The following is a 22010-nucleotide window of genomic DNA, read 5'->3' on the forward strand; positions in this document are numbered from 1 at the left end:
GCCCCACCTTCTACTCATACGTATCGATTACTTCAGCTTGAATACCGCACTCACTGGGTTATGATCGCTATTTTCAAACTTCAAATCTTTCCCTTGTACATTTACAATTTCAACATTCGGTGAAACGATAAAGCCATCAATAATCGTGACAAAGTTTTCACCTTCCACGTATTTCTTTACATCATCTCTCACAGTCATAACAGACGGATCTACAGCCCACTTAAAGCCACCATCAGTAAAGTCCTTCGGTAATTCTACTAACCACTCAGGACGCTCTTTCACAAACTTAGGATCGCTTAACTGAACGTTAGAAAGTAATTGATTCCAGTCTCCGCCCATTATGACATAATCACCATTTTCATAATGCTTGTTCATATATTTTTTTAAATATTCTACTTGCTGTTTTCTAATTTTCCCGCCTTCATCATAAGCAGACAAATGTAGATTTACGAGTCTAACAAATTTCCCATTATTAACAGGTATTTTATGTTCAACAATCGCTCGGTCTAAATCAAATAAACGCTTTGGCCACGGCTCCATTCCAGGAAGCTGAAATCTCTTCGCTGTTTGAACCGTATATTTAGAAAATGTACTTAATCCAGCTTCAGCATATCCCATTGGATTTGTTATTGGCACCGGAACCCATTTCGTATCGTAGTTCTTTCCGAATGACGAAGCATAATCAGGTAATCCTTTTTTCAAAAATTCATGCCCATTTACATCAAATGATCGCATTGATTTTATATCTGTTTCTTGTAATAGTGCAAAATCACTATTCTCATTTTGTAAAAACGAAAGCATATTCTTTAAGTTAGTTTCCGTTTGTTCTTTACTACTTGAACCAGACCCTTTTCCCCCATCCATAAAGAAGTCTTGATCCTTATCTAGTCCAGCATATCCAATATTAAATGTTGTAACTTTAAATTCATTTCCAGGCGCAATTACGCGCTCCTTATTGTTTTCAACCTTCAAGCTTATAACATCAGCCGGCTGTTCTTTTGTAAGTGTCATATACGCTAAAAACCCACCTACAACTCCCACCCCTACTAAAATACATATAAGTACTATTTTTAATAATTTTTTCAAACAAACGACTCCTTTTCTAAAACATACGATTTTACTTTTCTTTATTTTCAGTTAAATAAAAAAATGACAGACATACGAAACATTTTATCACACCGAAAACCTTATATCACTATATTTAGTTTATGAGTAATAATTCCCTATCTTAAACTATTAGAGAAATACAAAACACACCAACTTCTCTACTGGAAATCAAACGAAATTTTTAGTACACTATATGTAATAATCATAGGCGATGGAGTTCGCCATAACCGCTGCTTAGCTAATGACTCCTACCAGTATAACTACTGGTAGGAGTCTATTTTTTTGAGCAAGCTATTTAAAGAGGTGAGAAAATTGATTTATATTATCGTTGGCATCGCCGGCATATTAGGAGCCCTTTCCCGCTATTATTTAGGTCTTACTATTCATGTATTTTGGCATCATTCATTTCCATTAGCTACATTATTCATTAACTTAATCGGCTGTTTCTTATTAGCTTGGCTGACTACGTATATCGCTCGGCTAAACATCTTACCTTCAGAGGTTATCACAGGCATCGGGACTGGATTCATCGGTTCCTTTACGACGTTTTCAACATTTAGTGTAGAAACTGTGCAATTAATCAATCATTCTGAATGGAGCACGGCTTTCTTATATGTATCATGTAGCATACTTGGCGGTCTCATTATGTCTGGACTTGGCTATACACTAGGTGATTTCTTAATTAAGAAATCACTTACGGAAGGTGATCACTTATGATGGAAGCTTTATTAGTAGCAACTGGAGGATTTTTCGGTGCGATTACACGATTTGCAATTAGCAATTGGTTTAAAAAAAGAAATAAAACACCCTTTCCAATTGCTACATTCCTTATTAATATAACAGGAGCATTTTTACTCGGGTATATAATTGGCAACGGAGTCTCTACAGAATGGCAATTATTATTAGTAACTGGATTTATGGGCGCATTCACCACATTTTCGACACTTAAATTAGAGTCCATTCAGCTTCTCAATCGCAAAAAAATTTACACATTCCTTTTATATTTAAGTACTACTTACATAATTGGTATCCTATTCGCATTCCTTGGAATGAAGCTCGGTGGAATATAAAAAAGCGACTCTATTGAGTCGCTTTCTTTCATAAGAAGTATGTCCCGCCATATGGAATGGAAAATAAAGTGAAACTTTAATCAGTGGGGGTTTTGTTCTTACCCACTGATTATTAGCCTTCACCAATCGGGCGTTTACGGGCAGCCCGACTCCCACCTAACTTCTTTGCTCCTGCCGAATTTTGAGGTGGGAGTTTTACTGCCCGTTAATGCGGGATAAACCAGCTGGATACACATCATAATGTATACTATGTACAGGAAGCTGTGCATACGACATATACTGGCTCTGCATCATTTGTGCTACTTGTGCTTGTTTTTGCATTTGAATGGCCTGATGCACTGCCTGAATTGTCATCTGTCCCCCGGCCACTGTAATCGCTGCTCCTACTTGTCTTCCAGTGCAAAAATAAAGCGCTAAAAAATGGAATTCCTGTGATCCAAATGAACAGTACGAATGGCTTATATAGTCCCTTCAAATTTTCTGAAACTAACAATACCGCTCTTCCCGTTTCTGGCCCAATATATATGCAGAACAATAAACCAAAACATCCGCAAAGAATGATAATTAACTTTAACCATAATGACAATTCGTTTTGTTTCACAAAAATCCGCTCCTAAACTAACAGCATTTATCTATTGTTGTTTTTTCAACTTTGAAGTGATAAATCCAACTAGCAACACACCAATACCACTAAAGAACAATAGGTAGCTTACTGGTACTAGGAAAAAGAAAGGTTCTACAAGAAGCCCATTATCCGCCACTTTACTAGTTGTACCGTGCATTAATAAACAAGTAACTCCTAACGATATTAGTACGATAGCTAATAAAAATTTATTCTTCATAATATATTCTCCTTTAATTTCACAATTAATTTTTCCGCATTCCTTTTGCTACCCTCATAATAAGTCCCGACGCATTATAAGTCAACAACTTTTTATCGTTTTACGATAAAAAGTTGTTGACTTATATAACAAAAAGACTATAGACAATCATTGTCTATAGCCTCTTCACTCTAAAATATTCTTTTTGGAACATACACATTCTTATCGCATTATGGTAGTTGCCATCAACGAAGAACTCATCTTGCAACTCACCTTCTACTATAAATCCGACCTTTTTATAAACGTGTACAGCTTTTTCATTCTCTTTATCGACAACTAAATATATTTTATGCATATTTAATACGGAAAAAGCATAATCCATCGCTAAACGCGTTGCATCAGCTGCATAACCGTAACCTTGGTAACTCGGATCAATAATAATTTGGAATTCAGTTCTACGGTGAATATAATCGATTTCTACTAATTCGACTAATCCCACCATCTCATTATCTTTCTCAACGATAAATCGGCGCTCACTTTGATCATGTATATGTTTATCGTATAAATCCTGCAGCTCCACAAATGCTTCATAAGGCTCTTCAAACCAATACGACATAATATGCGCGTTATTATTAAGTTCGTGTACAAACTTTAAGTCTTCCCGTTCTAAAGGACGTAATTTCAATTCCTGACTCATTTCTATAACCTCCAAGTAAAATAACCTCTTCACTTAATTTCTCAATTTTTTTCGATTTCAAACGCCCTAATTACATTGTAAACCTTCAAGTAACTTGAAGGTCAAGGTACAAAAAGTAGTGCAAACTTATGTCTGCACTACTCTTTTCTCAAATCTCTCATATTCGATATGTATAAAGAAATAACTAAAACAAGAATTGCTCCCGCGTATAATAACGTCTCCATTGGTTCCTCATGAGACACGATAATTAAACGAATTAACGCCGTAATTCCGATATAAATAAAATAACGTAACGGAAAATGATAATTCGACTTAAAATACTTAATAATTAATGCGATGAACTCGAAGTATAGGAAATAGACGATGATACTCTCAACTAATTTATAAGATGTATACTTCTTCGCTGAAAATATGTATTGAACAAAAGTAATCGTCTCGTTAATTAAAAAGATTGATAAAACAATGGATAATATGATTAACGCTATATTTAATATCCACTGTAAAACGCTAGCTATATAATGATCGATATTAAATGACTTCATTTTCTCTTTTAGCTCCCCTTCGTGTAAGTACTTATTCATTATAGCAAAATTATACTTACAGAAATGTTAAATCATATATGATCGTCCTCTTTCACGATTACTTCACCATTCGGATATTTATGCTTGCTGCAAAAGCGAGAGGATACGATACAGTCCCAACGCTTGGCTATAACGTTGAAGAATTCCGCAAAGCATTTAACGTTCCAGAAAACTTAACTGATGTCTTAATGATTGCATTAGGCAAAGCAAAAGAGCCAGGATTCCCAACAGTACGATTAACTGTAGATGAAGTAACGTCTTGGAATGGCGAGTTTTAATCACAGTGTTTATCGTACTTTAGGAATAAAAGTACGATAAACACTATTAACGAAACTATGATGGTAGCAACCATAATCATAATGCAAAACTACAATCTAATCGAATAATACAAAAAAGAAAGGCGGAGAAAACAATGCTTGAAGTTTTAAATCGAATTAATGAATTAGCTAAAAAACAAAAAGAAGAAAGTTTAACAAAAACAGAATTAAATGAGCGCACAGAATTACGCGAGGAGTATCTTCAAATTATTCGCGGTCAAATCAACACCACTGTTACAGGATTAAAAATATTAGATCCTTTAGGAAATGACGTGACTCCTGAAAAATTAAAAGAGCAACAAAAGCTATCACTAAACACAGATAACAACGCATGAAAATACCCAGCTCCTTTGTTACTTAATGATTCATCTAATAGTACGTTTGCTTAGATGCATCATTAAGTTAATATCTACTTCCCCATCCACTTTCTGTTTCTAAATCAAAAAACCACAAACAAATTGTCCCCATCTTTTCTTTGCATCCTTTAGCTTTTTCACAATGAAACCATATACGTCAAAATCTTTTCATGACGTTATTACTTCCATATAGTTGCAATTTATATAATAACGGTACAGTACAAATAACTTGCTGTATAAATAATTGTGGGGGGATTAATGATGAACGAAGCGTTACTATTAGTCGACATACAAAATGATTACTTTGAAGGCGGCAATATGGAATTACATCAACCTGAAAAAGCCGCACAAAAAGCGAAAGAAGTCTTGAAAGTATTTCGTGAAAAACATAAAACAGTTATTCACGTACAACATATTGCGAACAATGAAGGAGCTACTTTCTTCTTACCTGAAACAGTAGGTGCTCAAATTCATGATGATGTACAGCCAATTGCTAACGAAAGAGTCATACAAAAACATCACCCTAACAGTTTTTTAAGAACCAATTTATTTGAAACATTAAAGAAAGAAAAAATAGATCAACTAGTCATTTGCGGTATGATGACTCATGTATGTATTGATGCAACAGTACGTGCTGCCAGTGATTTAGGATTTCAATGCGTTGTAATTGAAGATGCTTGTACAACAAGAGATTTAGAATTTCAAGGAAATCTGATCCCCGCAGTACACGCTCATCAATCGTTCATGAGTTCGTTAGAGTTTGGTGATATTTATGCGAAAATCATGTCGGCAAACTGTTTTATAAACAAGAGCAAATAAAGAATTACAGTTCCATATAAAAAAAGAAAGAATAAATCTCTTATTCTTTCTTTTTTCGATTGTCTTAATGACAGTATTTATACGATAATCACCATAATGTAAAACATCTGCAAGAGTCTCTTCTAATTGCTGGTGCGAAGATGTGTGAAGAATCATGATATAACACCCATCGCCACTTATACGATACATTTCAGTAATTAAGTCCGTTTTTTCAAAAAAAGTTTGAATTTGATTATGATAATGTGGTGCATGCAGAAATAGTGTAACAAACGTCATAATAGACCCTTCTAACTTAGCCCTGTCGATATCTATCGTATATTTTTGAATGACACCCGCCTCTTCTAATTTATTAATTCGTTTCCCAACAGCCTGGCCAGTCAAATGTACTATCTCTCCAATTTCCTTCCAGTTCATTCTAGCGTTTTCTTGTAGTAACTTTATAATTTTAAAATCTGTTGAATCAAACATGGACATCCCCTTCCTATAGGAATCACCTTCTATAAGATCATCATTTCCCCTACAATTCATCTTAAAAACTTTTACAATACACTCGATTAACTCTATTAAGAATTACATTACTGTTAACAGCTTTCCTTCTTCCTTTACTATGTATTTTTCGATTACTCGTAGGTATCAGAAAAAAATTGATAAGCGTTCGAAAGGGCCATCCAGTAAGCCAGCGATTGTTTTTTATAAATATGAAAATTTTTTAGGAATTAGTTTATCTTTTTTTAATGATTTATTTAGAGGGAGTTTATACTCGGGGATTAACATGATAAACGTAGTAACTAAGTTCGTTGCTCCCACCTGAATCTTTTCATATAACAAAAATTTAAAAGGACGAACTGCTACTATAATCGCAAACCGTACTAACTAAAATCATACAATAAGGAGACGATAAAAATGAATAAAAAAACAAAAGTACTATCATCCATACTGCTAGGATTCACATTAGCATTAACAGGTTGCGCTGGCACGAAAGCTGAAGAAAATCATAGTAAACAAAAACAAGAACAAGCTGCGAAAGATACTAAAAAGGAAAATAAGTTAACTAAAGGGAAAAAAATGGCTAATATTCTTAGCGAGACAAATTGGCAAGGTACAAGAGTGTATGACAAAGATAAAAATGACTTAACGAAAGAAAATGCAAACTTCATTGGTCTTGCAAAATATGATGCGAAGTCAGGAAGATATGAATTTTTTGATGCTAAGACTAGTGCAAGCCGTGGCGATAAAGGAACTTTCTTTGTCACAAATGATGGGAAGAAAAGAATATTAATTTCAGAATCAATGAAGTATCAAGCTGTTGTTGACATGACAAAGCTAAATAAAAATGTATTTACCTATAAAAGAATGGGGAAAGATGCTAACGGTAAAGATGTAGAAGTTTTCGTTGAACATGTTCCATATAAAGAAAAAGAGCTTTCTTTCACGGATCCGGATAAGCAGCTAAACTCTACTACAGGTGATATCGTTAAAAACGTGGATGGAGATAAAATTTTAGGCGGAACCCTTTGGCATGGAACAAAGGTATTAGATGAAGCCGGTAATGATGTAACGCAGTTTAATTCGAATTTTATAAGTCTAGCAAAATTTGATGACAAGTCTAATAAATACGAGTTCTTCAATAGCGAAACAGGTCAAAGCCGCGGTGATTATGGCTACTTCGATGTTGTACATGAAAATAAAATAAGAGCTCATGTTTCAATTGGAAATAATAAATATGGTGCGGCTCTTGAACTTACTGAACTGAATAATAAGAAATTTACGTATAAAAGAACTGGTAAAGACCAAGCGGGTAAAGACATAACTATATTCGTTGAACATGAGCCTTATAAAGGTGATATAAAACCACAATTTAGCTTTTAAAAACGTTTGATTACAAATCCTGTACTGAGCTGCAGGATTTTTTTAAAGAAAAATCATTTATGATTCCCTTGAAAAAAATTGTCTTATATCCCCCTCAACAATTCAGCACGATTATTGAATATAATATCTCTCATTTTTTTAACAGCTTTAAAAAGCCTTACTACACATAAATTGTAGTAAGGCTCCGACTATTTAAGATAAAAATTTTATTATCTCTATACAAATAAGGTTTAGCAAATAATGTTACTATAACCTCAAAAAAAGAAATCTTATTTTAACTTTCCTATTGATAAGTTAACACGGTAATTCCCATACTTTAATAGTCGTCCTAGAAAGTTATCCAATTCTTCATTAGAAGCAAAATGTGTTTTTAATAAATAACATCCCTCACCACTTATACGGTCTACTTCAGAAATCCCTTCTTCTTTTTGAAAGAAATTCATAAACTCTTGATGGTTAGCTGTTGTTACAAACAAAGTAACAAATGCAGTCACTACTTTTCCTAATTTGATTCGATTTATTGCGATTGTATATTGTTCAATAATCCCTAAATCCTCTAATCTTCGAATTCGATTTCCTACAGCCTGCCCTGTCATATGTATTTTTTGACCAAGTTCTTTCCATTGTATTCTTGAGTTTTCTCCTAATAATTTCAGTATCTCAAAATCTGTTTGATCAATGATATAAACCAATCCTTTCATCGTGAAAGTAGAAAGCCAGAAAGTGTTTCGCCAACTTATTCTGCTTGTCGATACAATTCACTATACTTAGTTTATCCTCTTACATCACATTGTTTATCAGTTATATTTACTTATAACACAGAGGACGCAACAAAAAAATACATCTAGATTTAAAGGAGGTTACAAATATGTTATTACAAGAGATTTTATCGTTCAATGAACAATTTGTAGAAAATAAAGAATACGCTCCTCGTGAAGCGACAAAACTGCCTAAAAAACGTATGGTTGTTGTTTCTTGCATGGACGCTCGTTTAATTGAGCTACTTCCAAAAGCTTTAGATATACACGATGGTGATGCAAAAGTTATCAGAAATGCAGGTGGTAAAATTGCTTCTGCTTTCGATAGTGTTATGCAAAGTGTTGTCGCATCAGTATATGATCTAAATGCAGATGAAATCTTCCTTATCGGACACCAAAGATGTGGTGCGAGCCAAACTAATCCAAAAGGAACACTTCAAAAAATATTAGATCGTGGAGTAGCTTCACCAGAAATTTTATCAGCGATTGAATATGCTGGTGTTGACCTTGAAAAATGGTTATTTGGATTCGATGATGTCAACGGTTCAACTCAAGCTAATGTTGATTTAGTAAGAAATCATCCACTTATTCCAAAAGATGTTCCTGTACATGGTTTAGTTATTGATCCTCACACAGGTAAATTAGACTTAATAGTTGATGGATATAAAGCATTAAATGGTATGAAAAATTAATTATTACTTAAATGAAGGGAAGTTATTAAATATGAATAGACAAGAAGCTACACAAAAAATTATGGAAGCAAAAATTGCAAAAGGTTTAACATGGGAAGAAATTTCAAAAGTAAGTGAAAACTCTGAGACTTGGGTTGTAACAGCGTTATTAGGACAAGCTACAATGACACGTCCAGAAGCAGAAAAAATCGGTAAACTATTAGAATTAGATGAAGAAGTAGTTCAAGCATTAACAGTAGTTCCACTTAGAGGTCAAGTAATGCAAATGCCTCCTACTGACCCAATCTTATATCGATTATATGAAATGATGTTACAATACGCACCGACTCTTAGAGAATTAATCCTAGAAAAAGCTGGCGAAGGTGTAATGAGTGCAATTAACTTCAATCTAGGTGTGGACACACAAGAAGATCCAAAAGGTGGCGACCCTCGTATCGTAATTACACTTAACGGGAAATTCTTACCGTTCCGTACATGGTAATTAATTAAAAATCTATCTATATAATTAAAGTGATTTTATAGATTTATAAAATCCATCCTTTTTAATCTAGCTGTATAGAAAGGATGGATTTTTACTATGAGATTCTTTTTATACAAGGGAGAATAATATGAATAAAAAATACGTCGATACGAGCTTTAGTATTCTACAGTGGTTTGTGTTTTTATTAGCAAATGCAATTGCATTGCCTATCATTATTGGTGGCATATTCCATTTATCAATAGAAGATATCTCAACATTAATGCAACGAACTTTTTTAGTTGCAGGAGTAAGTTCATTTATACAAGCATGGTTTGGGCATCGCTATCCCATAGCGGATGGGCCAGCCGGTTCATGGGTAAGTATATTTGTCATATTGGGACAAGTCGCTATGCATCAGGGACAAAGTGCAAAGGATGTATTACAACTTTTAGAAGGTGGATTAATTATTGCAGGTATATTACTCTTCACGCTTGGTATAACAGGGCTTGTTCATCGAATTCTACGTTTATTTACACCCTTGGTTACAGGCACTTTTCTTTTAATATTATCTCTTCAGCTTAGTGGTGTGTTACTAAAAGGAATGATGGGATTACAAGGAGCTGTAACTCATCCTGATTATACAACGGCTACTATTGCGCTCTTTGTTTTTGCGCTTATTACTTTCTTATCAATTAAAGGGAAAGGATGGATGAAAAGTTACGCTGTGTTACTTGGAATTTCATGTGGTTGGCTTTTGTATGCTGTATTAGGAAAATCATCTCATATACCTTCACACACACCGTTAGTTAAGTTACCAGAGCTATTTTCTTGGGGCACACCTAGATTAGATATTGGAATGGCTCTAACTGCAACTTTATTTACATTTCTTTTAGTTGCAAATACAATCGCTGCTATTTCGGCTGTAAAACAAGTGGCTCCGTTATCTAAAGAAAATGAAAAGCAAATACTGAACCGCGGCGTGTGGGCCGGAGGTATATCGCATATTATCTCGTCGTTGTTTTCTACAATTGGAATTGTACCATTACCTGCATCAGCAGGATTTATTCAACTAACAGGACAAAGAAAAGTGAAGTCGTTCCTTATAGCAAGTCTTATATTAGCAGGAATTTCTTTTATTCCTTCAATTGTAAACTTTATATCCTTACTACCAGGTCCTATTGCTAATGCCGCACTTTTAGCAACATTTGTCCAAGTAATAGGCATCTCATTTCAATCCATTTTACGTGAAGAATTAAATCAACGCCGATTAACAATATTAGGAATTTCATTATTAATCAGTTTGGGAATAATGTTTCTTCCAGAAAGTGCATTTAGCGGAATTCCTTCTTCCTTACAATATGTTTTAAGTAATGGATTACTTGTGGGTACCATGCTTGTCATTCTATTGGAACAGTTTTGGAAAGAGTAAAATTTGTGACTAAGTAAAAAAGCGCCCTGCTTACAGGGCGCCTTTTTATACCTAATGACTAATACTAGCAGTTGGGTATAATGTTGTTCCTCCAATTGAAACTTTTATTTCATTTGTTAATGGAACATTTTGTTCATTAATAATTGTTCTCCACCATTCCCATGCAAGACCAGTACATTCTCTTGCTACGATTTTTATATTTTTTGAATTTGGTGGAAGAGGGATAACTGTAGAGTAATGAGCCGTTTTGTCTTTGCCGCTACCATCCCATGTTTTATGTGTTAGTACTTCTTTACCATTTTGATCAAATGTGAATTCATCCCAAGATACATCAAATTGCGCAACGTAAGCACCGTAATGATCCAGTGTCATTTTAGCACTTGAATATTCTGTAGTTGTCGTCTCGATATAATCTGTATTGTTATGAACAGCAGCAGTTGCATTATCTTTTAAAAAAGTACTTGTATATGAAATTGGGTATGCTGGATTTTTAAGACTTAATTCAGCATTATCTTTAATGATATTTCGGATTTCATTGAAATCTTTAGTAACAACCTTGTTATGCTCTTTCGCATCTCCGCCTAATACTACAGCAGTAAAGGTACTTTCTTCAAAAATATCTTTGTACTGTCCATTCGTTTCGACGCTGTTATTCTTAAGTAAGGCTTTAAAAGCAGCTTGTACATCTTTGCTCTTAGATGTTGTTTCTAATTTTACATAAACAGTTCTACCATAAGCTACATTTGAGACCATAACAGGTGGAGCCGAATTACTTACACCTTTACGAGTTAACTCACCAAAAGTAACACTATTATCAAAAAGATCGGATGGATTGTTAGGTAGTTCAGCACTTACGGTATAAAATATTTGCTTATATGCCGCTACCATCACTTTTTTCTCTCCATTTGCAACCGCATTAAAATCAATGTTTAGACTGTTATCAAGATATTTAGCGTTAACGTTAAGGGCACTTGCGATTTGTGATTTACTATAAACCATAGATTCTGTATACTGCATTCTTGCAGGTAACGTATGTGTTTTAGAATACTTTTCATTCCAAGTAGATACTAAATCATCTACTGCTCCAGCCACATTACCATATGTCGGATTTTGGACAGTAATTGTATTTTCTTTTCTCATGCCAGGTAAGTCTATACTAATATTCAAAGGCTTTCTCTTAGCCACTAATAAACTCGGTTGATTGTCTGCAAAAGCTTTATTTGCAAGTTGTACCGCTCCTGGATACGTACGATTCACCACAGAATCAATAATCGAAATATCGACTGGTGAAGTTGTAAGTGATTTTTTCTCGCGTTCCACTACTACAAATTTACCATTTGAATTGATACTTTCTTTCGGAACAAAACTCTCTACCTTATCACCATTTACAGCTAAAACCTCTTGATTATTATATTTAAGATTTGCTATACCAGTATCAATGCCACTAGCATTTTTGGTTACATCAGTTGCATTACCTACTTGTGTTTCTGCGAAGGAAATAGATGAATAATTAATAGTGCATAGACTAACTAATAAACACGCAAGGAACTTTCTTCTTTTAGCGTTTTTCTTAATATTCAGAAAAATCACCCCGTTCTTTTTTTAGTAAGATATGATAATGATTGATAAATGATAGCTAACTAATAAACCTACATAAATGCTTTCAAAAGTTCTTGAATTAACGGGATTACGCCACCTACAAATTTCAAAACTGCCATTGCGATTTCCATATTATTTCCTCCTTTTTTATTGCTACGAAAATGTGATTTATCTTTATGCCCTCATTATAGTGACCCCTTACACTTTTATCAATACACTCTTATATGCAATATTACATACAAAAAAACAAGCTGAATTCTTATAAAAAGTTATACAGAGATAAATTTTAAGTTTGGTAAATAATTGAAAATACGAAGCGTTCTTTGCATTTCATGAGTAATTTACAAGTTTATTGTTGGAAGCATCGCAGGACCGGAAGTAATGAAATACATGCAGGACTGTTACGAGCAGCCAGAAATATTAAGAGTTATCATGGGCAACCGCATTAAAAAAAGCTGCTGCCTATAAAATACAGACAGCAACTTCAACTAGAGTAGCTGGCATGATTTACACAAGCTACAGTATTTTTTTGACATACTCATTTTTCACATTTTGTAACTAATAAACAGCGATTGGCCCATAAGGACCATTGATAATTTCAATTTTCGTTTCAAAAATATCTGTTAAAATTGTTGGGTCCATAACCTCTTCTACTGTTCCAAAAGCAGCTATTTGTCCATCTTTCATAGCACAAATTTTATCAGAATATTTAGCCGCAAAATTTATGTCATGCATAACAGTCAAAATTGTTCTTCCAAATTCATTAGCCGCACGTCTCAAATGCTCCATCATTTGAACAGAACGAGCAACATCAAGGTTATTCAGAGGCTCGTCCAAAAGTACATATTCAGTCTCTTGGCACAATACCATCGCTACATATGCCCTTTGTCTTTGACCACCAGAAAGCTCATCTAAATATCTATTCTCTAAATTAGTTAAATCTAAAAAATCGATATATTTAGAAATAATAGCTTCATCCTCTTTAGTTAATCTTCCCTTTGAATAAGGAAAGCGCCCAAATCCAACTAATTGTCTAACAGTAAGCCTAGTTACAAAATGATTTTCTTGTCGCAATATAGTCAAAACTTTTGCTAGGTCTTTTGATTTGGATTCAGAAACATCCATATTTGCTACCTGAATTTGGCCTTCATCCATATCTAAAAGTCTGCCAATCATCAAAAGTGTCGTTGACTTTCCAGCTCCATTTGGTCCAATTAAAGAAGTAAAGCCCGCTTTTGGTATTTCAATATCCAAAGGTCCTATTTTTACCTTATCAGTATAGAACTTTTTAACATTATCAATTTTTATCATAAAGCCCTCTTCCTTAAAACTATAGTTAAGAATGTTATTCCACCAAATAATTCGATAATAACTGAAACTACACCTTGAGCATGGAATACATGATACATTAAAAAGTATGCACTCGTCATTATTAAAAATCCTATTGCAAAAGCCATTGGAAAAATATATCTATGATCATACGTTGACGCCGCCTGATAACTCAAAGTTGCTACTAAAAAGCCGTAGAAAGTAAGTGGCCCAATTAGAGCTGTTGAAATGGACATCAAAATAGCAACTAATACAAGCGTATAAATTACACTAGGTTGATATTTAACTCCAAAAGAAGTAGCAACATCCTTTCCTAGTGACAAAACATTCAAATTCTTAGAATGTGCAAAAATTAATACTGCTACAATTATGATCATAGGAATTACAATAGGAAAATATGCAGGATCTGCATGATTAACAGAACCAAATAATCTCGCTTGTAAAATATCAAATTCTGAAGGCGCAAGTAGTTTCCTCATGAAAGTTGACACAGAATTTAGCCCGGTACCAATAATAATTCCAACTAAAAGCATAAGTTGTAAATTCCCGTATTTACCGGAAAGTAACCATCCATAAAGTATCAAACTCATAAAGACCATAACAACGACTTGAAATAAAAATGATCCAATTCCATTAAAATTTATCAATGCACTAGCACCAAAGAAGAATATTGTACTCGTTTGAATTGCTGAATAAAGTGATTCGAAACCTAAAAGCGAAGGAGTAATAATCTTATTATTCGTAATAGATTGGAAAGCAACTGTCGACAAGCTATGGCAAACTGCAGCAATAATCATTGCAACAATAGCTACTATCCTTCTCTTAACAACTGGGATAAAAGAAGGTGAATCTATCGGAACTGGATTGTTATAAACTAAAAGTCCATATGAAGAAAGAAGACCTAAAGCAATCAATGTTATCAGCAAAATCCAATAACGTCTTGCTTCCTTCTTAGAACGAAAAGCACTAGCTGATCTATTTTCATTATGAAGGCTAGAATCGATTTCGACATTTTCTTTATTTTTATATTCTAATGTGATCATCGTAGCCTCCTTGGTTTTCTTTGCCTCAATAAAATAGTAATAAACACGACTGCTCCCACTGTTGCAAGTATTAAAGAAACAGGTACTTCAAAAGGCTTTATAATTGTTCGAGAAATGATGTCACAGGCAGTTATTGTCCCCATTCCGATCACGCACACCCAAGGTAAATTACTCCTAAGATCATCACCTCTAAACATTGAAACAATATTTGGAACAATTAATCCCAAGAAAGGTAAGTGTCCAATAACAGCTGCAACAATTCCAACTGCAACAGAGATAAGGCCAGTCCCAAAAAGAACAATTCTATTGTAATTAACTCCAAGGCTTGTTGCGACATCTTCTCCTAGTCCAGCTAAAGTCAATCTATTAGCATACATAAAAATAAGCACAGTAATGATAACAATCAGCCATAAATATTCATATCTTCCAACCTGAACATTAGCAAATGAACCTACAAACCAAGTTTCAATACTTTGCGTCATTTGAAAAAGGAGTCCCAAAAAAGTAGACACTGCAGAAATAACTGCTCCAAGCATCAATCCAATAATCGGGACAATTAAAGACGAACGAAGTTTAACTCTTCTTAAAAATAAAAAGAAAATCATAGTTCCTATAAAAGAAAAAATGATTGCACCAGTCATTCTTTGAACTAAAGTCGGGGCAGGAAATAATAAATATACAAAAAGCAGGCCTAAGCCTGACCATTCAATAGTCCCCGTTGTAGTAGGTTCAACAAAACGATTCTGTGTAATGAGTTGCATTACGAGTCCTGCCATCGCCATTGCAGCACCAGTAAGCATTAATGCAACTGTTCTCGGAACACGAGTTATGAAAAACATCTCCATTCCGTCCTCTTGTCCGCGTATATCATAAACTCCAGTAAACAGTGATATAATCCCTAAAATTATAACAACTATAATCGCTATTATAAAAGGTTTTGTCCATAATTTATTGTGATTATAAAACTGGGGTTGAGAATTATTCTCAACCCTAGAAATTATATTTTTTGACACTGTTTCGTACTCCTTTACACTACTTAGCTAAAGTTTTTGCAATATTACCAAATAACTCTATGTAAGTCTGAATTGATTCATTTGTGTAAGTATCTTCTGGTGCATAAACAACCTGTTTTTTAGAAACAGCAGTTGTGTTTTGAAGAGCAGGTGATTTAGAAATAACATCTTTAGCAGGAGCTGAAGTAGCTGCATCAGATGTTGCAGCATCACGATCTAATACGAAAAGCCAATCAGGATTTGTTTGTGCAATAGCTTCAACAGAAACGTCATCACCTTTATGACCTGCAGTAGAATTTGAAACTTCTAGTGCTGGAACCCAACCGAAAATTTCATACATTGGTCCCCAAACACGACCAGAGTGAGGAGCAGCAAAACCAATATTCCCACCAGTAACGATAACACTCATAACTTTATCTTTTCCATTATAAGCAGATTTTGCAGTTTCAATAGATTTATCAAAATCAGCTACTAATTGTTTAGCTTCTTTATCTTTATCAAAGATTTTTCCTAAAGTAATTGTAGAACTTTTAAGTCCATCTACTAAATTTTTCCCAGGCGTAGTAGATTTCTCAGAAACATCAACATTAAGATCAATAACAGCTGCATTTGGCACTAATTTTTTGATTTCTTCGTAATGGCCAGCAAATCTTTGACCAACGATTACAAGTTCAGGGTTTGCAGCTGCTATAATTTCAAGATTTGGTTCACGGTGATTTCCAATATTTTGAACTTTACTATCCTTTACATATGCTGAATCTGCAGGCATTACATCCTTTGGAGCTGCCGCTAATTTAATTCCCCAATCAGCTAAAGTTTCAAAAGTTCTATTATCTAAAGCAACTACATTTTTTGGATTTACAGGGACTTTAACAGTTCCATGTGCATCAGTGATTTCAACCGTTTTTGGCTTATCACTACTATCACCTTTATTAGCTTTCGAAGTTTCCTTACTTGAATCTGAGCAAGCTACTAACATTAAAGTGAAAATTGCTAGAATACTTACTAATTTTAAAAGCATAGTTTTTTTCATACGTATACTCCTTATAATGTAATTTAGTTTGAAAATGATAACGTCCATAGATTAAATTAGATAGTAACTTTTATGCATCTAAATTGCTATTGATAATCATTTTCATTTGAACATCCTGTTAATAAGTATAGTCATTAATTATGTGAAAATCTTGTGAATGGTGTGAGTTAATAAAATTAAACATACATTAGATACAGTCTCATCTAATGCGCACCAGAGTCATCCCCCACACGTACTAATCAATAGATTGGGCACCTTATAAACCATGATTTCTACTGCAAAAAAAATGCCCATGAATAGCTAATTTTTTCATAATCCATTGCCTGGTAGCAATCTTCTTTTTATAGTTTCCGTCTTTTAATATTTCACAGAAACTATTTGATTATCAGGTTTAATAGAAAAAACTGTACTTTACCTATTATCTTATTTTATCATTCAATCATTGAATAGCCCCTGCCATGTATCGTTTGAATATATCTATCTCTCTTCTCGCACTTTAATTTTTTTCTTACATACCCAATATATAAATCCACTACATTGGGATTGACTACTACGTTATATCCCCAAACCTGGTTCAAAAGCATTTCACGGCTCAATATTGTGTTTTTATTCTTGATTAAAAATACAAGTAAATCGTACTCGCGCTTAGTAAGCGTGAGATTTTTACCACCTTTTTTCACAATATTGCTAGATGCATCAACAAAGAGATCTTTAAACTGAAAAAAGTTTGTCTCATTTTGCTGGATACAGTCACTTCTCCTTAAAATAGCTTGAACCCTCGCTACTAATTCTTCTTTCACAAATGGTTTTCTAATATAATCATCTGCTCCTGCTTGTAGCCCTGCTATACAATCCTTGCTAGAAATATTGTCGGTCACAATAATTATCGGTGTCGTTTTAACAAGTCGTATTTGTCTACAAATTTCTGGTCCCGATATACTTAATGAATCCCAATCCAATATGATAATATCCCAATCTTGTTCATATACTATATTTAAACCTTGGTTTTCATTGTGAAGTTTTAAAATGAAATAGCCCTCTTGCGTTAGACCGCTTACGATTTTCTTTGCAAAAGACCGTTCATTCTTAATTACTAACACCTGCTTCACCGATGGTTCACCTCTACTTCAATATAACTTAGTTGGATAAAAAGTTATCTCCAAAAAATAATTTAAGATTTATAAATATTAAATCCCTAAAAAAAGCCATTATAACAGCTTATTAGGAGAACTCTATATAATCTTACAATAGATATGGATAAAAACACAAAATATATGAAGATTTAAATACATATTATTTAATCATTAAGAGCAACTATATTATCTAGCTGCTTATTATCAATAACTATTCCCTCAGTTTCTATTTCAAGGGTACCGTCCTCAACTTAAGCATTTTATAAAACCACAAAACAAAAAGAACCATCCCCCCGCCACTCTGGCAAAGTTATGGTTCATATCATACAAAATAAAAAACCACCAAACAGTTATGTATTGGTGGAGACGGTGGGAGTCGAACCCACGTCCAAAAATATCGGCACTTAAGCTTCTACGAGTGTAGTCGATATATTAGCATTTCGCGAACTCTTCGGCCTATCGACAGGCTTCCAAGTTGCTAGTCTGATTGTTCTCTTCCTTCGCCCTCAGACGGCGAACTCCGGCGTAGTCCACTTAGTTTGAGTCCCTTACCCTACCACATGGACGATGGAGGGAGGAACCTTTAGTGCAATTAAGCAGCTAAAGAAAGATTGTTTTGTTTGCCAATTATAGGCTTTGACGTTTTAACGAGGCCGATCCCCTCGACTCGCAACCTAAGCTCGAACTATCCCTGTCGAATCCGTAACGTCCCCATGATAAAAATGGAGCATACGAAGAAATATCGTGATAGCTACTAAGAGCTGTTTTTCAATGTGCAACAATCTTACATAAGTTATTATATCATACGCGCGCCGTTTTACAAATGTAAATATCTGTATTACATCTTTTGACGATCACGGAACACGCGTGCAATTTCACGTTTAGCTTCTTTCTCTTTTAAATCGTGACGCTTATCATATTGCTTCTTACCTTTTGCTAAACCAAGTGCCATTTTCGCAAATCCATTTTTCAAATAGATTCTAACTGGAACTAATGCATATCCTGTTTCTTTTGCGTAACCTGCTAGCTTATCAATTTCTTTTTTATGAAGAAGTAACTTCCTTGTACGTAGCGGATCGTGATTGAAACGATTCCCTTGTTCATATGTATTAATATGCATATTATGAACCCATACTTCACCGTTATGTATACGTGCAAACGCATCTTTCAAGTTCACGCGTCCAGCGCGAATCGACTTAATTTCCGTTCCTTGAAGGACAAGCCCTACTTCGTATGTTTCTTCGATGAAATAATCATGAAATGCCTTTTTATTTTGCGCAATAACCTTACCTGTACCTTTTGGCATATAACGTCCCTCCTCTATTTTTACTATTGTAACAAATGTAAACCAAAAGCGAAAGTGGCTCGCTCAGAATGTAAGGCGAAGCCACTCTTTTCTTACTTGCGCTTTTTCTTTTTCTTCTTGAATCCTGGTACATTTTCAAAGAATCCTTTTTTCTTCTTACCATTACTATTACCATCTTTTTTCCCTGGCTGACTAGCGGATGTGGATGCAGATGCAGATGCTTTTCCTTTTCCTTGTCCACCACGATCAAACTTTCTTCCTGTGCCGCGTTCACCACCGCGCTCATTACTACGTTCGCTACGTCCACCGCGTTTCTTTCTGCCTGTTCTTGGCTGTTCAATCACAACTGGACGATCTTTGAACTTACGACGAGGTGTGCCTTTCATGCCAACGATTTCAAAGTCGATTGCACGCTCGTCTTTATTTACGTTAATAACACGAATTGTAATTTCGTCACCGATGCGGAATACGTTACCTGTACGTTCTCCGATCATCGCAAAATGTTTTTCGTCATAACGGTAGTAATCATCTGTTAAATAGCTAACGTGTACAAGACCTTCAATTGTATTTGGAAGCTCTACGAATAAGCCGAAGTTTGTTACAGAGCTAATCATACCGTCATACTCTTCACCGATCTTATCGACCATATACTCTGCTTTTTTCATTTCGTCTGTTTCACGCTCTGCTTCAACAGCACGGCGTTCCATATTAGAAGAGTGCTCTGCAATCTCAGGTAAGTTTTCACGCCATTTCGCTTGCGTTTCGTTGTCTACTTTACCATTAATGATGTATTCACGAATCAATCTATGAACAATCGTATCTGGGTAACGACGAATTGGCGATGTGAAATGCGTGTAGAACTCAGTTGATAAACCAAAATGTCCTAAGCTGTTCGAATCGTAACGTGCTTGCTTCATAGAACGAAGCATAACTGTTGAAATGACTATTTCTTCCGGCTGACCTTGAACCATTTCAAGAATTTGCTGCAATGCACGAGGGTGTATTTCATTCGCACGTCCCTTTACTGCATATCCGAAGTTTGTTACAAACTCGAAGAAACGCTCAAGCTTATCTTCTTTCGGATCTTCATGGACACGGTACATAAACGGTACGTTCATCCAGTGGAAATGCTCCGCTACTGTTTCGTTCGCAACAAGCATAAACTCTTCAATTAACTTCTCTGATACAGAACGATCACGCATTACAACATCAGTCGGTTTTCCTTCTTCATCTACTAGTACTTTCGCTTCTTTAAAGTCAAAGTCAATCGCACCACGGCGCATACGTTTTTCACGTAAAATTTGTGCTAACTGCCCCATTTCTTTAAACATTGGTACTAGCGGCTCGTAACGTTCAATTAGTGCTTCGTCTTCATCTTCTAAAATGCTTCTTACGTCAGCATACGTCATACGCTCTGTCGTTTTAATTACACTTTGGAAAATCTCGTGTTTTACAACATCACCTAGATTGTTGATTTCCATTTCACAAGATAGTGTCAGACGGTCTACTTTCGGATTTAATGAACAAATACCGTTTGATAAACGATGCGGAATCATCGGAATTACACGGTCTACAAGATATACACTCGTTGCTCTCTCTGCTGCTTCAACATCAATTGGAGAACCTTCTTGAACGTAATGACTTACATCCGCAATATGAACGCCAAGCTTATAGTTACCGTTCTCAAGCTTCGTTACTGTAACAGCGTCATCTAAGTCTTTCGCATCCGCACCATCAATTGTAACAATCATTTGATCACGTAAATCACGACGATCTTTTATATCTTCTTCTGAAATCGTTTCTGGTACACTGTTTGCATGCTCCATCACTTCTTCAGGGAATGCTAAAGGTAAATGATGTTTATGAATGACAGATAAAATATCTACTCCTGGGTCATTTTTATGACCTAGAATTTGAATAACTTCACCTTCTGCGCTTAAACGGTTCTCTGGGTAGCCCGTAATTTTCACAACTACTTTATGGCCTTCTACAGCGCCCATAGATGCACTTTTCAAGATAAAAATGTCACTTGTCCAGCGTTTATTATCAGGTATAACAAATCCAAAGTTCTTTGACTCTGTATATGTACCAACTAGTTCCTTCGTTCCACGCTCTAAAATACGAACAATCGCGCCTTCTTGGCGTGATCCACTTGATTGTGCGCTAACACGTGCTAATACTGTATCACCATGAAGTGCACCATTTAATTCTGTCGGCGGGATGAAAAGATCATCATCTCCTGTTTTCTTCTCTTCTGGAACGACGAACGCAAAACCACGTGCGTGCCCAATTAATTTACCGCGTACTAAATTCATTTTTTCTGGAAGACCGTAGCGGTTACTACGTGTGCGGATAACAAGCCCCTTCTCTTCCATCATTACAAGTGCCTTTACGAAATCTTTAAAGCCCTCAGAGCCTTCGATTCCAAATGCCGATTCTAATTCTTGTATCGTTAACGGTTTATACGCTTCTTCCCTCATAAATAATAACAACTTATCAATATGTTCTTGCATGATTTCTTCCAAGCAGAAATACCTCCTTTAAACCCTTATATTATTTAGTGTATCCGAAAGATGGG

22 protein-coding genes, 1 other RNA gene, 2 pseudogenes and 1 riboswitch are annotated in these 22010 nt (G+C 35.0%); of the genes and pseudogenes, 9 read left to right on the forward strand and 16 right to left on the reverse strand.

All coding sequences use genetic code 11. The features are described 5' to 3' along the window. Positions 1-27: 27 nt before the first annotated feature. Positions 28-1086: an endonuclease/exonuclease/phosphatase family protein gene (locus JFT95_RS23060; protein WP_002068235.1), complete on the reverse strand. Its 1059-nt coding sequence runs from the start codon at positions 1084-1086 to the stop codon at positions 28-30. 219 nt (positions 1087-1305) lie between these two features. Beyond that, positions 1306-1365, forward strand: a riboswitch (Fluoride riboswitch). A 54-nt stretch (positions 1366-1419) separates the two neighbouring features. Between JFT95_RS23060 and crcB (JFT95_RS23065) the strand changes: the two genes are divergently transcribed. Both crcB (JFT95_RS23065) and crcB (JFT95_RS23070) read left to right on the forward strand, forming a co-directional pair. Further along, the gene (gene crcB / locus JFT95_RS23065) at positions 1420-1824 is read left to right on the forward strand and encodes a fluoride efflux transporter CrcB (RefSeq protein ID WP_002139199.1); all 405 of its coding nucleotides are present in this window, start codon (positions 1420-1422) and stop codon (positions 1822-1824) included. After that, on the forward strand, positions 1821-2177 hold the full coding sequence (gene crcB / locus JFT95_RS23070) for a fluoride efflux transporter CrcB (protein ID WP_201053328.1): 357 nt from the start codon (positions 1821-1823) through the stop codon (positions 2175-2177). Before crcB (JFT95_RS23065) ends, crcB (JFT95_RS23070) begins: the two co-directional genes overlap by 4 nt. 195 nt (positions 2178-2372) lie before the next feature. On the opposite strand, the gene JFT95_RS23075 is transcribed toward crcB (JFT95_RS23070), so the two are convergent. From JFT95_RS23075 to psiE, 4 genes are all read right to left on the reverse strand, one after another. Continuing rightward, the gene (locus JFT95_RS23075; protein ID WP_201053690.1) at positions 2373-2639 is read right to left on the reverse strand and encodes a DUF3947 family protein; all 267 of its coding nucleotides are present in this window, start codon (positions 2637-2639) and stop codon (positions 2373-2375) included. A 170-nt stretch (positions 2640-2809) separates the two neighbouring features. After that, positions 2810-3019 (reverse strand): DUF3955 domain-containing protein, encoded by a 210-nt coding sequence (locus JFT95_RS23080; RefSeq protein WP_002129860.1) that lies wholly within the window; start codon positions 3017-3019, stop codon positions 2810-2812. 154 nt (positions 3020-3173) lie between these two features. Then, a complete protein-coding gene (speG, locus tag JFT95_RS23085; RefSeq protein WP_002112781.1) occupies positions 3174-3695 on the reverse strand; it encodes a spermidine N1-acetyltransferase in 522 nt (173 codons plus the stop codon). A 137-nt stretch (positions 3696-3832) separates the two neighbouring features. Next, a complete protein-coding gene (psiE, locus tag JFT95_RS23090) occupies positions 3833-4237 on the reverse strand; it encodes a phosphate-starvation-inducible protein PsiE (RefSeq protein ID WP_016121029.1) in 405 nt (134 codons plus the stop codon). A 116-nt stretch (positions 4238-4353) separates the two neighbouring features. On the opposite strand from psiE, the pseudogene JFT95_RS23095 reads away from it, so the two are divergent. The 3 genes and pseudogenes from JFT95_RS23095 to JFT95_RS23105 form a co-directional block, all read left to right on the forward strand. Further along, positions 4354-4554: pseudogene (locus JFT95_RS23095) on the forward strand (nitroreductase family protein); the annotation flags it as partial. 134 nt (positions 4555-4688) lie between these two features. Further along, positions 4689-4928, forward strand: a complete 240-nt coding sequence (locus tag JFT95_RS23100) for a DUF896 domain-containing protein (RefSeq protein WP_033729536.1) — start codon at positions 4689-4691, stop codon at positions 4926-4928. Between the two features lie 282 nt (positions 4929-5210). Beyond that, complete coding sequence (locus JFT95_RS23105; RefSeq protein WP_033713130.1) at positions 5211-5768, forward strand: cysteine hydrolase family protein; 558 nt, start codon at positions 5211-5213, stop codon at positions 5766-5768. Positions 5769-5813: 45 nt separating this feature from the next. Here JFT95_RS23105 and JFT95_RS23110 read toward each other — a convergent pair. Then, positions 5814-6242, reverse strand: a pseudogene (locus JFT95_RS23110) (Lrp/AsnC family transcriptional regulator); the annotation flags it as partial. Positions 6243-6671: 429 nt separating this feature from the next. Between JFT95_RS23110 and JFT95_RS23115 the strand changes: the two are divergent. Next, a complete protein-coding gene (locus JFT95_RS23115) occupies positions 6672-7637 on the forward strand; it encodes a DUF4822 domain-containing protein (RefSeq protein ID WP_201053329.1) in 966 nt (321 codons plus the stop codon). Positions 7638-7906: 269 nt separating this feature from the next. Here JFT95_RS23115 and JFT95_RS23120 read toward each other — a convergent pair whose 3' ends face one another. Next, complete coding sequence (locus JFT95_RS23120) at positions 7907-8338, reverse strand: Lrp/AsnC family transcriptional regulator (RefSeq protein WP_201053330.1); 432 nt, start codon at positions 8336-8338, stop codon at positions 7907-7909. A 167-nt stretch (positions 8339-8505) separates the two neighbouring features. Here JFT95_RS23120 and JFT95_RS23125 point away from each other — a divergent pair, with 167 nt between their 5' ends. The 3 genes from JFT95_RS23125 to JFT95_RS23135 all read left to right on the forward strand — a co-directional run bounded on the left by JFT95_RS23125 (position 8506) and on the right by JFT95_RS23135 (position 10976). Continuing rightward, a complete protein-coding gene (locus tag JFT95_RS23125; protein WP_002129867.1) occupies positions 8506-9087 on the forward strand; it encodes a beta-class carbonic anhydrase in 582 nt (193 codons plus the stop codon). A 31-nt stretch (positions 9088-9118) separates the two neighbouring features. After that, complete coding sequence (gene cynS, locus JFT95_RS23130) at positions 9119-9568, forward strand: cyanase (protein WP_001081567.1); 450 nt, start codon at positions 9119-9121, stop codon at positions 9566-9568. A gap of 127 nt (positions 9569-9695) precedes the next feature. Continuing rightward, positions 9696-10976, forward strand: coding sequence for a purine/pyrimidine permease (locus tag JFT95_RS23135; protein ID WP_061690034.1), 1281 nt, complete (start codon positions 9696-9698; stop codon positions 10974-10976). Between the two features lie 51 nt (positions 10977-11027). Here the strand turns inward: JFT95_RS23135 and alo are convergent, their stop codons facing one another. The 9 genes from alo to rnr form a co-directional block, all read right to left on the reverse strand. Next, a complete protein-coding gene (gene alo / locus JFT95_RS23140) occupies positions 11028-12566 on the reverse strand; it encodes an anthrolysin O/cereolysin O family cholesterol-dependent cytolysin Alo (protein WP_201053332.1) in 1539 nt (512 codons plus the stop codon). Positions 12567-13133: 567 nt separating this feature from the next. After that, on the reverse strand, positions 13134-13886 hold the full coding sequence (locus tag JFT95_RS23145; protein ID WP_000590058.1) for an iron ABC transporter ATP-binding protein: 753 nt from the start codon (positions 13884-13886) through the stop codon (positions 13134-13136). Next, positions 13883-14947, reverse strand: a complete 1065-nt coding sequence (locus JFT95_RS23150; protein ID WP_002129871.1) for an iron chelate uptake ABC transporter family permease subunit — start codon at positions 14945-14947, stop codon at positions 13883-13885. Before JFT95_RS23150 ends, JFT95_RS23145 begins: the two co-directional genes overlap by 4 nt. Beyond that, entirely contained in the window at positions 14944-15960 is a 1017-nt protein-coding gene (locus tag JFT95_RS23155; RefSeq protein WP_201053334.1) for an ABC transporter permease, read from the reverse strand. Before JFT95_RS23155 ends, JFT95_RS23150 begins: the two co-directional genes overlap by 4 nt. A 19-nt stretch (positions 15961-15979) precedes the next feature. Beyond that, positions 15980-16993: a siderophore ABC transporter substrate-binding protein gene (locus JFT95_RS23160; RefSeq protein WP_002129874.1), complete on the reverse strand. Its 1014-nt coding sequence runs from the start codon at positions 16991-16993 to the stop codon at positions 15980-15982. 431 nt (positions 16994-17424) lie between these two features. Next, the gene (locus tag JFT95_RS23165) at positions 17425-18102 is read right to left on the reverse strand and encodes a response regulator transcription factor (RefSeq protein WP_002034688.1); all 678 of its coding nucleotides are present in this window, start codon (positions 18100-18102) and stop codon (positions 17425-17427) included. Positions 18103-18484: 382 nt separating this feature from the next. Then, positions 18485-18839, reverse strand: a transfer-messenger RNA (tmRNA) gene (gene ssrA, locus JFT95_RS23170). A 125-nt stretch (positions 18840-18964) separates the two neighbouring features. Further along, positions 18965-19432: an SsrA-binding protein gene (smpB, locus tag JFT95_RS23175; protein ID WP_002034685.1), complete on the reverse strand. Its 468-nt coding sequence runs from the start codon at positions 19430-19432 to the stop codon at positions 18965-18967. A gap of 92 nt (positions 19433-19524) precedes the next feature. Then, positions 19525-21945, reverse strand: coding sequence for a ribonuclease R (gene rnr, locus JFT95_RS23180; RefSeq protein ID WP_370458377.1), 2421 nt, complete (start codon positions 21943-21945; stop codon positions 19525-19527). Positions 21946-22010: the final 65 nt, after the last annotated feature.

The sequence above is a fragment of the Bacillus sp. TH17 genome (assembly GCF_016651125.1).
In the GTDB taxonomy this organism is placed as follows: Bacteria; Bacillota; Bacilli; order Bacillales; family Bacillaceae_G; genus Bacillus_A; species Bacillus_A mycoides.